The following is a 15,639-nucleotide window of genomic DNA, read 5'->3' on the forward strand; positions in this document are numbered from 1 at the left end:
GGAGTTGCGGCGGGATGCGTGTGCTGTTCATTCACCAGAATTTCCCTGGCCAGTTCCGTCATCTTGCCGCCCATCTGGCGAAGCGGGAGGATGTCGAGGTCCTGGCCATCGGCCGTGAGCAGGCGCCTGGGCTGCCGGGTGTGCGGTTGTTGCGCTACAAGCCCCATCGCAAGGCGAGTGCGCAGACGCACCCTTATGTGCGGACCTTCGAGGATGGCGTGCTCCATGGGCAGCAGGTGCTGCGCCTGCTGCTGGACCTGAAGGGCAAGGGCTACCGGCCGGATGTGGTGGTCGCCCATCCGGGCTGGGGTGAAAGCCTGTATGTGAAGGAAGCCTTCCCTTCGGCGCGGCTGATCCACTTCTGCGAGTACTACTACCAGGCCCGTGGTGCCGATGCCGGTTTCGACCCGGAATTCCCGCTCGACACCAATGGCGCCGCGAGCATCCGCAGCCGCAATGCGCTGCATTTGCTCAACCTGGAGAACTGCGACCTCGCCATCACCCCGACCCAGTGGCAGCGCAGCGTGCACCCGGCGGCTTACCGCGACGCCATGCAGGTGATCCATGAAGGCATCGATATCGCCGGCCTGGGCCCTGATCCCGAGGCCAGCCTGGAGTTGCCCGATGGCCGGGTGCTGAAGGCCGGGCAGCCGATCCTTACCTATGTGGCACGCAACCTGGAGCCCTACCGGGGCTTCCACAGTTTCATGCGCGCCTTGCCGCGCATCCTCGAGGCGCACCCGACCTGCCAGGTGCTGGTGGTCGGTGGCGATGAGGTGAGTTATGGCAGCCGCCCCAAGGGCGCTGCCAACTGGCGCAGCAAGCTGCTGGCGGAGAACCCCATCGACCTGCAGCGCGTGCACTTCCTCGGCAAGGTGCCCTATGCCACCTACAAGCGGGTGCTGCAGGTATCCGCCGCGCATATCTACCTGACCTACCCCTTCGTCCTGTCCTGGTCCCTGCTGGAGGCCATGGCCAGCGGTTGCCTGATCATCGGTTCGGATACCGCGCCGGTGCGCGAGGTGATCGAGGATGGCCGCAACGGGCTGCTGGTGGATTTCTTCGATGGCGAGCGGATCGCCGAGAAGGCCTTGCAGGCGCTGGCCGAGCCCGAGCGCTTCCAGGCCCTGAGGCGGCAGGCGGTGGTTACCGCACAGAGCTATTCGACGGACAGCGGCATCGCCCGCTACCTCCAGGTGCTGGGCCTCGACTCGGTGATGCAGCCCGCCTGATTGCGACAGCCCCCCGTTCATTTATCCACACCTGCGGATACCTCTTCGGACTACCGAAGGGGCGCGGGTGGTGGCGGTTCGATCGTGTGATCCATCAAAGGAGAGGGTATGGATTTTCAAGGCACAAACGGCAACGACACCCTGGTTGGCGGCGATACGGACGACCAGTTCTATGGCGCTGAGGGGGATGACCTGCTGGTCGGTGGCGCTGGCGTGGATACGCTAGCCGGCGGCCTGGGCAACGACACCCTGCGGGGCGGCTCGGGGGCCGACATCTACCGCTTCGGCCGAGGTAGCGGTCGCGATGTGATCGAGGACGGCGGTGGCGATGGCTTCGTCAATCGCCTCGAGTTCGAGGTGGGCATCCTGCCGGAGGATGTCAGCTGCCGGCGTATCGGCGTGGACCTGGTGCTGAGCCTCGTGGACTCGAACGATCAGGTCATCCTGCGCAACTACTTCTCCAGCGTCGGCCTGCCGGAGATCGCGGAAATCTTCTTTGCCAATGGTGCCCGCTGGTCGCCTTATGACGTGAGGACGCGTGTGGAGAACGCCCCCCAGGGCCAGTTCCTGCAGGGAACGCCGGGCGCTGATTTCCTCCAGGGGACTGGCCAGGCCGACACCCTGGAAGGCGGCGCCGGCAACGACATGCTGGACGGCCTTGGCGGTGATGACCTGCTGCTGGGTGGCGAGGGCGATGACACGCTGGTGGGCGGGCAGGGGTTCGACACCCTGATCGGCGGCCAGGGTAACGACACCTATCGCCTGGCGGGCAGTTGGGGCCAGGTGCTGATCAATGAGCAGGCCATGGATAGTGGTGTCGATGTAATCGAGATCCTCGACGTGTCATCGCAAGACGTGCGGCTCAGCCGAGTTGGCAATGACCTGATCCTGCTCCGCCAGGGAAGCAGCGACAGGATCACCATCAGCAACTATTTCAATGCCGATGCCCTTGCACCCTACGCCATCGATGAGATCCGTTTCTCCGACCAGATGTGGCGGCCGTTGCAGGTCCTGCAGATGCTCAACGCCGGCACGCCCGGCAACGACACCCTGACGGGAACGGCCGTCCCCGACACCCTTTCCGGTGGCTTGGGCGATGACCAGTTGTTCGGCCTGGGTGACAACGACCAGCTGGACGGTGGCGCGGGCGACGACAGCCTCTTCGGCGGTGCGGGTGACGATCTGTTGATCGGCGGTGATGGCGACGACTGGCTGGACGGCGGGGAGGGCTACAACCAGCTTATTGGCGGCATGGGCAATGACACCTATGTGGTGGACAGCCAAGGCTACGCCGCTATCACCGAGAACATCGGTGGCGGGATCGACACCGTGCGCAGCAGCATGACCCATACGCTGGGTTACGGCCTGGAAAACCTGGTCCTGACCGGCAGCGCTCGCATCGACGGCTATGGCAACCAGCTGGACAACGACATCACCGGTAACTCCGGCGATAACCGCCTCAAGGGCGAAGCCGGAAACGACCGGCTGTATGGCCTGGATGGCAAGGACACCCTGGAGGGCGGTGTCGGCAACGACAGCCTCTACGGCGGGGCGGGCGACGATACCCTGCTCGGCGACGACGGCGATGATTGGCTAGATGCCGGAAGCGGGGCCGATCTGCTCATCGGCGGTGCGGGGAACGACACCTACGTCATCAGCCAGATCGAGCAACGGATCAGCGAGATGGCCGGGGGTGGCGTGGATACGGTGCGCAGCAGCATCAACTACGGCCTTGTCGGTGCACTCGAGAACCTGGTTCTGACCGGCACGGCGGACCTGAACGGCTTCGGCAACGAGCTGAACAACGAACTGACCGGCAATACGGGCAACAACGTGCTCGACGGCGGCGCGGGCAATGACCGCCTTGAGGGCGGCGCGGGTGATGACCGGCTCATGGGCGGCAGTGGTAACGACACCTACTTCTTCTCCCGGGGCTGGGGCCGAGACACTGTTGCCGACCAGGGTGGTGGCGTCGATGTCATTCAGTTCGCTGCCGATATCCTGCCGAGCGATATTCAGGCGGTGCATCTGGGCGACGACCTGGTTCTCAACCTGAAGGGGTCCTCGGACTCCATATCGATCCAGCAGTACTTCCTTAACAGCGGTGCGAATGCCAATGGCATCGAAGAAATCCGCTTCGCCAACGGCGTGGTCTGGACCTTCGGGCAGGTGCGCAGCCTGGTACTCCAGGGGGGCGATGGCGATGACCTGCTCAATGGCTTCAGTACCGCCGATACGTTGAACGGCGGAGCGGGTAACGACACGCTCTTCGGCGCGGAGGGCAACGACCTGCTGATCGGCGGTGCCGGCAACGATGTGCTGAATGGCGGCACCGGCTCCGACACCCTGCGTGGCGGGCTGGGTGACGACACCTATGTGATCGACTCCCTCGGCGATGTGATCCAGGAGAACCCCAACGAGGGCATCGACACCCTGGAGTCCAGCGTCAGCATCAGCTCGACGCTGAGTGCCAATATCGAGAACCTGCGCCTGACCGGCAGCGGCAACCTGACCGGCTTCGGCAACGGCGCGAACAACCTGATCACCGGCAACCAGGGCGCCAACTACCTAATGGGCAACGCCGGCAACGACACCCTCAGCGGGGAGGGCGGCAACGACACCCTCGAAGGGGGCGTCGGCAACGATGTGTACCGTTTCGCCAGGGGCTGGGGTTCGGACGCTGTGCAGAACTTCGAGTCCGGCTCCAATGGCCTGGACGTCATCGAGTTCGCTGCCGATATCCTGCCGAGCGATATCCAGGTGTCCCGCAGCGGGGCCAACCTGGTGCTGAGCCTGGGCGGCAGCGGCGACCGCATCAATGTCATCAACTACTTCCTGAGCGATGGCGCCACCTCCAATGCGGTGGATGAAATCCGCTTCGCCAATGGCACCCGCTGGACCCTGACGACCATCAAGGCCCTGGCGCTGCAGGGCACCAGCGGCAACGACACGCTGACGGGCTACGCCACTGCCGACGGCATCAGCGGCGGTGCCGGCAATGACAGCATCCTCGGGGGCGATGGCAACGACACGCTCGACGGCGGCAGCGGCGACGATGTGCTCGAAGGGGGCGCCGGCAACGATCGGCTGGTCGGGGGCGCAGGCAACGACACCCTGAACGGCGGAGCCGGCAACGACGTCTTCGTGGTCGAGTCCGCAGGCGATGTGGTGATCGACAGCAGCGGCACCGACACGGTGGAGGCCAGTGTTTCCTTCACCCTGGGTGCGGGCATCGAGAAGCTGACGCTCACCGGCAGCGCCAACCTCCAGGGTATCGGCAACAGCCTGGACAACACCCTGACTGGCAACACCGGCAACAACCTGTTGCAGGGCGGCGCCGGCAACGATGCGCTGAATGGCGGCGCGGGCAACGACCAGTTGCAGGGTGGCGAGGGCGACGACCTCTACAGCTTCGCCCGTGGCTGGGGCCAGGACGTGATCGAGGATACCGACGGTGCCCTCGACGCTATCGAGTTCGCCACGGGCATCGCGCCCGGCGATATCACCCTCGGCCACGATGGCGACGACCTGTTGCTGAACCTGTGGGGCAGCACCGACAGCATCCGTGTGGTGGGCTACTTCGGTGCGACTGGAGCCGTGGAGCAGATCCGCTTCGCCGACGGCACCCAGTGGCTGCCGGACCAGCTTCGCTCGCGGGTGCTGCAGGGAGACTCCACTGATGATCGTCTGGTCGGTTTTGCCAGCAACGACGTCCTCGACGGCAAGGGGGGCAACGACAGCCTGTTCGGGCTGGCCGGTGACGACACCCTGTATGGCGGGGCCGGCAACGACCTGCTCGAGGGGGGCGATGGCAATGACCTGCTCGATGGCTACACCGGCGTCGATACCCTGATCGGTGGCGCGGGTGATGACCGCTACTGGGTGGATGCGGGCGACAGCGTGATCGAAGGCGTGGACGGCGGTATCGACACGGTCGAGTCGCGGGTTTCCTGGACCCTGGGCGACAACGTCGAGAACCTGGTCCTCAGTGGCCCGGCGACCGAAGGCATCGGCAATGCGCTGAACAACGATATACGTGGCGGCGACGGCAACAACCTACTGCGCGGGGAGGCGGGCGACGACCGCCTGAACGGCGGGCAGGGCAAGGACACCCTGATCGGCGGCACGGGCAACGACACCTATGTGTTCAACAACTACTGGGGGCAGGACGTCATCCACAACCAGGACGACGGCATCGGCAAGCACGATGTCATCGAGTTCGCCGACTTCAACACCGAGCACATCCGTTTCCGTCGTGTCGACGACGACCTGGTGTTCGAGCGCAACAACACTCTGGACAGCCTCACCGTCGTCGGTTTCTTCGCCGGTGATGGCAAGGGGCCAGCCTCCATCGAGGAGGTTCGTTTCCGTAATGGCGATGTCTGGACGGGCGACTTCATCCGCAACAGCCTGCTGCACGGTTCCTATGGCAACGACACGGTGCAGGGCTACTCCACGGACGACGCCCTCTTCGGCGATGACGGCCAGGACGAGCTGCGCGGCTTTGCCGGTAACGACACCCTCGATGGCGGAGCCGGCAACGACACGCTGTTCGGTGGCGCCGGTAATGACTCGCTGCTTGGCGGCTTGGGCGGCGACCGCATGGAAGGCGGTGCCGGCGACGACACCTACCAGGTGGACTCGCTGAGTGACCTGGTGATCGAGAGCGCGGGCGGGGGGATCGACACCGTTGAGTCCAGCCTGACCCTGACCCTGGGCGCCAATGTCGAGAACCTCACCCTCACCGGCACCGCTGCCGTCAACGGCACCGGCAACGATCTGGACAACCTCATCATCGGCAACGATGCGAACAACGCGCTGTACGGTGGCATCGGCAACAACAGCCTGTTCGGCAGGGGCGGTGATGACCTGCTGGTGACGGGCTCCGGGCAGGACTACCTCGATGGCGGTGACGGCAACGACACCCTGAACGGCAACCTCGGCAACGACACGCTGTTCGGCGGGGCCGGCAATGACGTCCTCAATGGCGGCGATGGCGATGACCGCCTGTACGGCGGCGAGGGCAACGACAGCCTCTATGGCGGCCGTGGCAACGACACCTTCGTGATCGACTCGCTGGGTGACAGCGTCTTCGAGTACCTCAACGAGGGCATCGATACGGTCGAGGCCTCCATCAGCCACAGCCTGGCCTTCGGTGTGGAGAACCTGACCCTGACCGGTGAGGCCGCTATAGACGGGACCGGCAACACCCTGGACAACCAGCTGCGGGGCAACGCGGCGGCCAACCGGCTGTCCGGCGGCGCGGGCAATGACACGCTGATGGGGGGGGCCGGCAACGACACCCTGTCCGGTGGTGCCGGCTCGGATACCTATGTCTTCGGCCTGGGCGACGGCCAGGATGTCATCCAGAACAACGACAGCGTGGCGGGCAGCCTGGACCTGTTGCAGTTCGGCAGCGGCATCTCGGTCGAACAGCTCTGGTTCCGCCAGAACGGCAACGACCTGGATGTCAGCCTGGTGGGCGGCACCGAGCGGGTAAGCATCGAGGACTGGTACGGCGGCAGCGCCTACCACCTCGACCAGTTCAAGTCGGCCGACGGCAAGACCCTGCTGGACAGCCAGGTGCAAGGGCTGGTGGATGCGATGGCCGCCTTCGGCGTGCCGGCGGGGCCGAGGGCAACCTCACCGCCGCCCAGCGCGACGAGCTGAACCTGGTGATCGCCACCAACTGGCAGTGACCGCCTGAACGCGTGACGAGGAGCCCCGCCATTCGGCGGGGCTTTTTCGTTGCGGGGTGGCGAATGAAATCACCTTCCAGCGCTCTACATATGCCGCAGGGCCAGGCTCCGGGCGGGGCCGCTGTGCTAACCTGCGGCAAGTTTTTTTCGGGCTCCGGCAGCCCGTTTCCAGAGGTATTCCATGCATATCCATATCCTCGGCATCTGCGGCACCTTCATGGGTTCGCTGGCGGTGCTGGCCAAGGAACTCGGCCACCGCGTCACCGGCTCCGACGCCAATGTCTACCCGCCCATGAGCACCCAGCTGGAGGCCCAGGGCATCGAGCTGATGCAGGGCTACGACCCCGCGCACCTGGACCCGGCGCCGGACCTGGTGGTGGTGGGCAATGCGCTGTCGCGGGGCAACCCGGCGGTGGAGCATGTGCTGAACAAGGGGCTGCCCTATGTTTCCGGCCCGCAGTGGCTGGCGGACCACGTGCTGCAGGGCCGCTGGGTGATGGCGGTGGCCGGTACCCACGGCAAGACCACCACCACCAGCATGCTGGCCTGGGTGCTGGAGCATGCGGGCATGAGCCCGGGCTTCCTCATCGGTGGCGTGCCGCAGAACTTCGGCATCTCGGCGCGCCTGGGCGGCACGCCGTTCTTCGTGGTGGAGGCGGACGAGTACGACAGCGCCTTCTTCGACAAGCGCTCGAAGTTCGTCCACTACCGTCCGCGCACGGCGATCCTCAATAACCTGGAATTCGACCACGCCGACATCTTCCCCGACCTGCCCGCCATCGAGCGGCAGTTCCACCACCTGGTGCGCACCATCCCCGGCGAGGGCCTGATCATCCACCCCACCACCGAGCCGGCCCTGGTACGGGTGCTGGAAATGGGCTGCTGGACGCCGGTGCAGACCACCGGTGAAGGCGGCCAGTGGCAGGTGCGCCTGCTCAGCGAGGATGGCTCGCGCTTCGAGGTGCAGTTCGACGGCAAGGTACAGGGCACCGTGGAATGGACCCTGACCGGTCAGCACAACGTGGCCAACGCCCTGGCCACCCTCGCCGCCGCGCGCCATGTGGGCGTGGTGCCGGAGCTGGGCATCGCCGCCCTGAGCGCCTTCCGCAACGTCAAACGGCGTATGGAGAAGGTCGCCGAGGTGAACGGCGTGACCCTTTACGACGACTTCGCCCACCACCCCACCGCCATCGCCACCACCCTCGACGGCCTGCGCAAGCGCGTGGGCGAGGCGCCGGTGATCGCCATCATCGAGCCGCGTTCCAACTCCATGAAGCTCGGCGCCCACCGCGACGGCCTGCCGGAGAGCGTGGCCCAGGCCGACCAGGTGATCTGGTACGCGCCGCCGAACCTGGGCTGGGACCTGGCCGCCACGGCCGCTGCCTGCCCGGTGCCGGCGGTGGTCTGCGATTCGCTGGAGGCGATCATCGAGCGGGTGAAGGGCCAGGCGCGCCCGGGCACCGAGGTGGTGATCATGAGCAACGGCGGTTTTGGCGGCCTGCACGGCAAGCTGGCCAAGGCGCTGGAAGGCTGAGGACGACGACATGAGCGGACCCGAACGCGTCACCCTGGCGATGACCGGCGCTTCCGGCGCCCAGTACGGCCTGCGCCTGCTGGACTGCCTGGTGCAGGAAGACCGCGAGGTGCACTTCCTCATTTCCAAGGCCGCGCAGCTGGTGATGGCCACCGAGACCGAGGTCACCCTGCCACCCAAGCCGCAGTCGATGCAGGCCTTCCTCAGCGAGTACACCGGCGCCGCGCCGGGGCAGATCCGCGTCTACGGCAAGGAAGACTGGATGGCCCCGGCGGCCTCCGGTTCCGGTGCGCCGGGCGCGATGGTGGTGGTGCCTTGCTCCACCGGGACGCTGTCGGCCATCGCCACCGGTGCCTGCAACAACCTGATCGAGCGCGCGGCGGACGTGGCGTTGAAGGAGCGGCGCAAGCTGATCCTGGTGCCGCGCGAGGCGCCGTATTCCAGCATCCACCTGGAGAACATGCTCAAGCTCTCCAACCTGGGCGCGATCATCCTGCCGGCATCCCCGGGCTTCTATCACCAGCCGCAGACCATCGATGACCTGGTGGACTTCGTGGTGGCGCGCATCCTCAACCTGCTGGAAATTCCCCAGGACATGCTGCCGCGCTGGGGCGAGCACCATCTGCAGAGCAGCGATGACTGAACCGCGCCGCGCCCGCCTGGGCTTGCTCATCGGCCTGGTGCTGGTGCTCCAGGGCTGCGCCGCCGTGCGCACCCTGGACGCGGCCAAGCCCGGCGCGCCCATCATCTACTCCGGCACCCGGCTGGATTGGTATTCCCTCAATGGCGGTTGCTGCCCCAAGGACCGCTTCGGCGCTGAAGCGCCAGGCTGGGCGGCGCTCGACCTGCCGTTCAGTGCCGTGCTGGAGACGCTGTTGCTGCCGTTCGCGGTGGCGGCGGAGCTGGGCGTGGGGTTGGGTGTGACCGGCGGGAATTGAGGCGCTCCGTAGGGCTACGCGGTGATGGGTTTCGTACCTCTACCCATCCTACGGAGGAGCTCTATGTGAGCGGTGGGTTTCGAGGCCGCTGCGAGCGCTTTCTGTAGGGGCGAATTCATTCGCCCAAGGATGCGCAGCATCCGCAACGGGCCCGTAGATCGGCCCTTCGGGCCGATTGGCGAATGAATTCGCCCCTACAAGTATCTGATCGGCCCGCCTCAAGCCGGGTCCTGGCAGACATCCACCCATTGCGCGGCGACCAGTTCGGCCATGTGCTGCGGGGCGATGCGCACGGCGCTGTGGATGGCGCCGGCGGCGGGGACCACTTCATCGAAGGCCTGCAACGACAGGTCGCAATAGACCGGCAGCGGGGTGGCCAGGCCGAAGGGGCAGACGCCGCCGACGGGGTGGCTGGTCAGCGCCTGCACGGTTTCGGCGTCGAGCATCTTGGCCTTGGCGCCGAAGGCTTCCTTGAACTTGCGGTTGTCGATGCGCGCATCGCCACGGGCTACCACCAGCAGGTGCTGCTCGCCGACGCGGAAGGCCAGGGTCTTGGCGATGCGGCCCGGCTCGACGCCGTGGGCCTCGGCGGCCAGGGCGACGGTGGCTGTGCTGGTTTCCAGTTCGATGATGGCGAGTTCGGGGGCCTTCTCGGCGAGGAAGGCGCGTACGGATTCGAGGCTCATTCGGGGCTCCTTGATTTCTGTCCGGCTGGCTCAGGCGGCCAGCTGGTGCACGGCGGCGAGGTTGTCGTCGAGGCCGTAGCGGCCCTTGCCGTCGCGGGTGACGCGGCCCATGGCGACGCTCGGGTCGTGGGTGAAGAGCAGGCGGCCATTGCGCTCCAGCAGGCTGGCGAGCAGGGCTTCCTTCTCCTCGATCAGGCCTTCGGGGAAGCGGTCGTAGCCCATGGTGATGGGCAGGTGCACCCAGGGTGCGCCGGGGATCAGGTCGCCGCTGAACACCACCGGGCCGTCGGGCATGGCGATCTCCGGCAGCAGTTGCCCGGGGGTGTGGCCGTCGCTCCAGTGCAGGCGCCAGTCGGGGCCGAGGATCTCGGCGCTGGGCTGCTCGTCGATCAGCACCAGGCGGCCGCTGGCTTCCAGCAGTTCGAGCATTTCCGGGATGTAGGAGGCGCGGTCGCGCGGGTGCGGGTTGCAGGCGCGCTGCCACTGGCGGCGGCCGGTGACGAAGCGGGCGTTGGGGAATAGCAGGCGCATGGGCTGGCCTTGTTCCCAGGCGGCGAGCAGGCCGCCGGCGTGGTCGAAGTGCAGGTGGGTGAGCAGCACGATATCGATGTCGGCATCGGACAGGCCCGCCTCGGCGAGGCTGTCGAGCAGCACGTGGTGCGCTTCCTGCACGCCGAAGCGGTGCTTGAGCTCGGGCGGGAAGAAGGCGCCGATACCGGTTTCGATGAGGATGTTGCGCTCGTCTTCCTGCACCAGCAGGGCGCGACAGCCGAGGTCGATGCGGTTCTGCGCGTCCGGCTGCATCCAGCGCTCCCAGAGGGCGCGCGGGGCGTTGCCGAACATGGCGCCGCCGTCGAGTTTCTGGCTGTTGCCGGTGAGCGAGGTGAGGGTACGCATGGGGCGGTTCCGGGCTGGCTTTCAAGCGCCCAAGGCTAACCCGGTTGCGGGGGCGCCGGTCAATCCGCCCAGCCGCGATAGACGAAGGTCATGGGGCGCGGGCCCTGCAGGTAGCCGGTGTGCAGCTCGCGGATGGCGAAGCCGCCGGCCTCGATCAGGCGCGGGATGTCGCGGTTGAGGTGGCAGCCGCCGGCGAAGGGTTTCCACAACGGCGTGAGGCGATGCTGCCAGCGCACCACCGGGGCGTCCGGTGCCAGGCCGTGTTCGGCGAACAGCAGGCGCCCGCCGGGCTTGAGCACGCGGCGCATTTCCTTCAGCGCCGCCGGTGCATCGGGGATGGTGCAGAGGGTGAAGGTGCAGACGATGCTGTCGAAGCTGGCGTCGCTGGCCTGGATCTCGCCCAGTTCCAGGGCGATGGTTTCCACCGGGATGGTGATGGCGTCGGCACGCTGGCGAGCCAGGGCTTGCATCTGCGCGGCGGGGTCGACGCCGATCACCACCTGCACCTTGGCCGGGTCATAGAAGCCGAGGTTGAGGCCCGTGCCGATACCGATCTCCAGCACCCGGCCTTCGGCCTGGGGCACGATCTTCGAGCGGGTCTTCATCACTTCGCCCATGCCGCAGGCGTAGTCGATCAGGCGGGGCAGGACGTGGCGATCATAGAAACCCATGGCGGGCAGTCCATTGCGGTTGACGAGGCATTCACGTTAGCAGGGCGCATCCCCGCGCGGCGCGGGGATTTCGGCCAATGGCGGGAGGATTCCCGCCCGGGTTCAGCGGCCCAGGCGGCGCAATTCGTCCGATTCGACGATGCGCGTGCCCTGGTCGGTTTCCAGGGCCAGGCGCCACAGGGCTCGGGCCAGGGTGCAGGCGCCGATGCCACGGTACTTGCCCGGCAGCCAGCGCATGAGCGGGGCGGCCAGGCGTTCGCCGAGGCGGAATTCGCTGCGCGGGCCGAGCAGCAGGGACGGGCGTACCAGGGTCAGCTGTGGCCAGTCCTGGGCCTTGAGCGCTCCCTCCATCTCGCCCTTGGTGCGGTTGTAGAACACCGAGGAGCTGGCGTCCGCGCCCAGGGCGCTGATCACCAGGTAGTGGCGGGCGCCGAGTTCGCGGGCGCGGGCGCCGACGGCGAGCACCAGGTCGAGGTCGATGGCGCGGAAGGCTTCCTGGGAGCCGGCCTGGCGGATGGTGCTGCCGAGGCAGCAGAAGGCGGTGTCCACCGGCCCCTGGAGGTGCGGCAGCAGGTCGGCGATCTCGCCCACCGGGTTGTCCAGGCGCTTGTGCTCGGCGAGGGGGCGACGGGTCGGCGCGAGCACCCGCTCCACCGTGGGTTCGTTGAGCAGTCGGTCGAGCAGGTGTTCACCGGTCAGGCCCGTGGCGCCGGCGAGCAGGATGTGCTGGGGCGTCAGATGCATGCTGTTTCTCCGCTGTTACAGCTTCAGCTTAGTGGCTGGCGGCGGTTTTGCCGCCGGCCGTTGCAGGTTGCGCGGCGAGGGCCTCCTGGGCCTGGGCGGCGCGCAACTTTCGCCAATGGGCGAGCACCGGTTTGGGTGCCCAGATCTGCGGTTCGGAGGGTTCGAAACCGTCGGCCTTCTCCCATTCGGCAACCTCGGTGCGGGCGAGTTCGAAAGCACGTTCCAGATCGTCGGTCTGGTTCAGGGCGTCGGCCAGCAGGGCGCGGCCGAAGTAGGTGAATTCGTTGTCGTCGGAGCAACCGAAGGACACCCGGTCGGCGCGGGCGGCAGTCATCACCAGGGTCTTGTCGTCCTTGAGCGCGGGGATGAAACCGCCGGAATAGCAGGCGGAGATCACCACCACCTTGTGGCGCTCCTTCAGCGGCGCCAGCACCGTGGCCAGCTCGCTGGCGGGCAGGTCGCCGAGCTGCAGGCCGGGCTGCTCGAGGGCCAGTTGGTGGTCGGCGGAGCCGTGGCTGGTGAGGTAGATGAACACCAGGTCTTCCGGCCCGCTGCGCTGGGCGATGCCCTGGATGGCGCGGGCCAGGCTCTCGCGGGTGGCCAGGGGGCGGTCGGCCATGTGGTCGCGGTGGTTGATCAGGGTGATGTGGCCGTGGGCGCCGAAGCGCTGATCGAGCAGCGTGGCGACGTAGTCGGCCTCGCGCAGGAATACGCTCTGGCGGCCATCGCCCCCCAGGCTCAGGGAGTACAGCTCCACCGCCGGGGTGGAGGCGGGCAGGGCGTCGATGGCGGCGTCGAGCAGGCGGCCTTGTTCCAGCAGGCCGACCTCCAGGGGGTTGGGTAGCGCCTTGCCGGTTTCATCGCCGATGCGCCGGCCACCGCGCCAGGTGCCTTTCTCCTGGCCGCCGTCGGCCAGGGTCAGGGTGCCCTTGCCGGCATAGCGCCCAGCGGCGAAACCGCCTTCGTAGCGGCTGCCATCGGCGAGGCTGAGGCTGCCTTCGCCCTGGTAGCGCCAGTTGCGGAAAGCGCCGGTGTACAGCTCGCCGTCCGCGCCCTTGTATTCGCCCTTGCCGGTGAGGCTGCCGCCCTTGAACTGGCCGCTCCAGACCGAGCCTTCGGCGTTCTGGTAGCGGCCCTTGCCGTCGAACAGACCGCCTTTGAAGCCACCGCTGTAGAAGCCGCCGTCGGCGCCCTGGTAGTCGCCTTCGCCATCGAGTTGGCCGGCCTTGAACGGGCCGGAATAGCGCGAGCCATCGGCGTCGGTGCGCACGCCCCGGCCGGTCTGTTCGCCACGTTTGAACTGGCCCTGGTAGCTGCTGCCGTCGGGCAGGGTGAGCTTGCCCTGGCCGTGGTAGCGGTCGTCGCGGAAGGTGCCGCTGTAGACCATGCCTTCGCGGCTGAGCGTGCCTTCGCCGTTGAATTGGTTGGCCTTGAAGCCGCCCTCGTAGAGCGTGCCGTCGCCATAGGTCATGTGGCCGTTGCCGTCGAACAGGCCGTTGCTGAAATCGCCCTGGTACTCGACGCCGTTGGGGCCGTGCCAGGTGCCGCGCCCATTGGGCTGGCCATCCTTGAAGGTGCCTTCGAACCAGGTGCCGTTGCTGTAGTCCAGGCGCCCCGGGCCCTGCAGCAGGCCATCGACCACCGCGCCACGGTAGCGCGAGCCGTCGGGCAGGCGAGCGTCCGGCGGGGTGAGGGGTTCTCCGTCTCCGCAGGCCGCGAGGAGCAGGGCGAGCGCGAGGGGCAGCAGCGGTTTCATCGACAGTCCCTTGAAGGTGGATACGGCTGGTGCAAGTGTGGCGTAAAAAAGCCCGCTATTGCGGGCTTTTCTTTTCATCCGTGCAGGGGCTCAGGTCCACTGGGTGATCTTGTTGCCCTGTTTGTCGGTGAAGGCGCCGACGATGATCATGATGAAGTCGATCAGGGTCCAGATGCCCAGGCCGCCGAGGGTGAGGATCTGCAGGATGGCGGTGCCGATCTTGCCGGCGTAGAAGCGGTGCGCGCCGAAGGTGCCCAGGAAGAAGCACAGCAGGAAGGCGGGGAGAATGCGTTTTTCGGTCATGGAACTGTCCTTGTTGAGAAGGCGGGTGCCGATTGGCGGCGGCATTCTAGCGAACGCGACGGCCTGACGGCGAGTAGCGGGAGGGATGCCGGCGGAGGGCCGCCGGCAGGGGCTTCAGACGAAGCAGAGGCTGAGGGATTCGGCGATGTAGGCAGGCTTGGCCTGGCCTTCGATCTCCAGGGTGGCGCGGGCCTTGATCAGCCACTGGCCTGGGTTCTTCTCGGTGACGTCCATGATGGTGAGCGCCAGGCGGACGCGGGAGTCCACCTTCACCGGCTGGATGAAGCGCACGCTGTCCAGGCCGTAGTTGATGCCCATCTTCATGCCTTCGGGCAGTACCAGCAGCCCTTCGGTGAGAACCGGGATCAGCGACAAGGTGAGGAAGCCGTGGGCGATGGTGGTGCCGAAGGGGGTGTGCTTGGCCTTCTCCGGGTCAACATGGATGAACTGGTGGTCGCCGGTGCACTCGGCGAACTGGTCGATGCGACCCTGGTCGATGGTCAGCCACTCGGAGTGGCCCAGGTCCTTGCCTATGTAGTTCTTCAGTTCGGATACAGGTACGAACGGCATGCTTCATCCTCCGTGGACGTGGTTTGTTGTTCTTCTTGCTGGGTCTTTGGCCGACCCTGGATTCATCGCCGTCTAGATCAGCATGGCCGGATGCCAGGGGTCAAGCTGGCATGCCCCCTGCGAATGGCGGGTTATAGCGAGGGTGGCGAGCGGGCCTATAATGGCGCGATCCTGGCAACGGCCCCTCTGCAGCGGGCCTTGCGCGCGGTTCGCCGTTTGCTTCCTCGACCTATCCGGAGATTTTCATGCTTTTGCGCGGCCTGACCTGGCTGGTGCTGTTCCAGTTGCTCGGCACCGGGATCAACGCCCTTTTCCTGCACATGCTGCCCGGCCCCATCATCGGCCTGGTGCTGCTGTTCCTGTTCCTCGTCGCCCGGGGCGAAGTGGGTGAGCCGCTGTCGGTGGCTTCCAGCAGCCTGCTGCGCTACCTGCCGTTGCTGCTGGTACCGCCGGCGGTGGGGGTGATGGTCTATGCCCAGGCGATCTGGGCGGACTTCTGGGCGGTGGTCGGTGCGCTGGCGCTGTCGGTGTTCTTCTCGATGCTGTTCGTGGGCTGGCTGATGCAGCGCCTGATCGACCGCAAGGCCCGCCAGGAGGGTCGCCCATGAG

The 15,639-nt window shown here is 66.7% G+C and carries 13 protein-coding genes; 6 read left to right on the top strand and 7 right to left on the bottom strand.

Translation table 11 applies throughout. The annotated features are described in order from the left end of the window. Positions 1-14: 14 nt before the first annotated feature. The 5 genes from PSm6_RS14475 (at position 15) to PSm6_RS14505 (ending at position 9,403) form a co-directional block, all read left to right on the top strand. Positions 15-1,232, top strand: coding sequence for a glycosyltransferase family 4 protein (locus PSm6_RS14475; protein ID WP_265170440.1), 1,218 nt, complete (start codon positions 15-17; stop codon positions 1,230-1,232). Between the two features lie 108 nt (positions 1,233-1,340). After that, positions 1,341-6,902 (top strand): calcium-binding protein, encoded by a 5,562-nt coding sequence (locus PSm6_RS14485; RefSeq protein WP_286672679.1) that lies wholly within the window; start codon positions 1,341-1,343, stop codon positions 6,900-6,902. 210 nt (positions 6,903-7,112) lie between these two features. Further along, on the top strand, positions 7,113-8,465 hold the full coding sequence (gene mpl, locus PSm6_RS14495; protein WP_043245934.1) for a UDP-N-acetylmuramate:L-alanyl-gamma-D-glutamyl-meso-diaminopimelate ligase: 1,353 nt from the start codon (positions 7,113-7,115) through the stop codon (positions 8,463-8,465). Positions 8,466-8,475: 10 nt separating this feature from the next. Then, positions 8,476-9,108 (top strand): flavin prenyltransferase UbiX, encoded by a 633-nt coding sequence (ubiX, locus tag PSm6_RS14500; protein ID WP_043245935.1) that lies wholly within the window; start codon positions 8,476-8,478, stop codon positions 9,106-9,108. Continuing rightward, positions 9,101-9,403, top strand: coding sequence for a YceK/YidQ family lipoprotein (locus tag PSm6_RS14505; RefSeq protein ID WP_021219332.1), 303 nt, complete (start codon positions 9,101-9,103; stop codon positions 9,401-9,403). The genes ubiX and PSm6_RS14505 overlap by 8 nt, the downstream gene beginning before the upstream one ends. 218 nt (positions 9,404-9,621) lie before the next feature. Here the strand turns inward: PSm6_RS14505 and PSm6_RS14510 are convergent, their stop codons facing one another. From PSm6_RS14510 to PSm6_RS14540, 7 genes are all read right to left on the bottom strand, one after another. Next, positions 9,622-10,089 (bottom strand): YbaK/EbsC family protein, encoded by a 468-nt coding sequence (locus PSm6_RS14510; protein ID WP_184489622.1) that lies wholly within the window; start codon positions 10,087-10,089, stop codon positions 9,622-9,624. 30 nt (positions 10,090-10,119) lie between these two features. Then, the gene (locus PSm6_RS14515; protein WP_043245936.1) at positions 10,120-10,986 is read right to left on the bottom strand and encodes an MBL fold metallo-hydrolase; all 867 of its coding nucleotides are present in this window, start codon (positions 10,984-10,986) and stop codon (positions 10,120-10,122) included. A gap of 59 nt (positions 10,987-11,045) precedes the next feature. Continuing rightward, positions 11,046-11,657 carry a class I SAM-dependent methyltransferase gene (locus PSm6_RS14520; protein WP_021221505.1) on the bottom strand — a complete coding sequence of 204 codons (612 nt, stop codon included), beginning with the start codon at positions 11,655-11,657 and terminating at the stop codon, positions 11,046-11,048. A 102-nt stretch (positions 11,658-11,759) separates the two neighbouring features. Beyond that, on the bottom strand, positions 11,760-12,401 hold the full coding sequence (locus PSm6_RS14525) for an oxidoreductase (protein ID WP_265170441.1): 642 nt from the start codon (positions 12,399-12,401) through the stop codon (positions 11,760-11,762). A gap of 28 nt (positions 12,402-12,429) precedes the next feature. After that, positions 12,430-14,157 (bottom strand): C13 family peptidase, encoded by a 1,728-nt coding sequence (locus tag PSm6_RS14530; RefSeq protein ID WP_265170442.1) that lies wholly within the window; start codon positions 14,155-14,157, stop codon positions 12,430-12,432. Positions 14,158-14,247: 90 nt separating this feature from the next. Then, entirely contained in the window at positions 14,248-14,460 is a 213-nt protein-coding gene (locus tag PSm6_RS14535) for a TM2 domain-containing protein (RefSeq protein ID WP_021221502.1), read from the bottom strand. 114 nt (positions 14,461-14,574) lie between these two features. After that, the gene (locus PSm6_RS14540) at positions 14,575-15,030 is read right to left on the bottom strand and encodes a MaoC family dehydratase (protein WP_021221501.1); all 456 of its coding nucleotides are present in this window, start codon (positions 15,028-15,030) and stop codon (positions 14,575-14,577) included. Positions 15,031-15,275: 245 nt separating this feature from the next. Between PSm6_RS14540 and PSm6_RS14545 the strand changes: the two genes are divergently transcribed. Next, positions 15,276-15,638, top strand: coding sequence for a CidA/LrgA family protein (locus tag PSm6_RS14545; RefSeq protein ID WP_021221500.1), 363 nt, complete (start codon positions 15,276-15,278; stop codon positions 15,636-15,638). The last annotated feature ends 1 nt before the right edge of the window (position 15,639 follow it).

It is taken from the genome of Pseudomonas solani (genome assembly GCF_026072635.1).
Lineage (GTDB): Bacteria > Pseudomonadota > Gammaproteobacteria > Pseudomonadales > Pseudomonadaceae > Metapseudomonas > Metapseudomonas solani.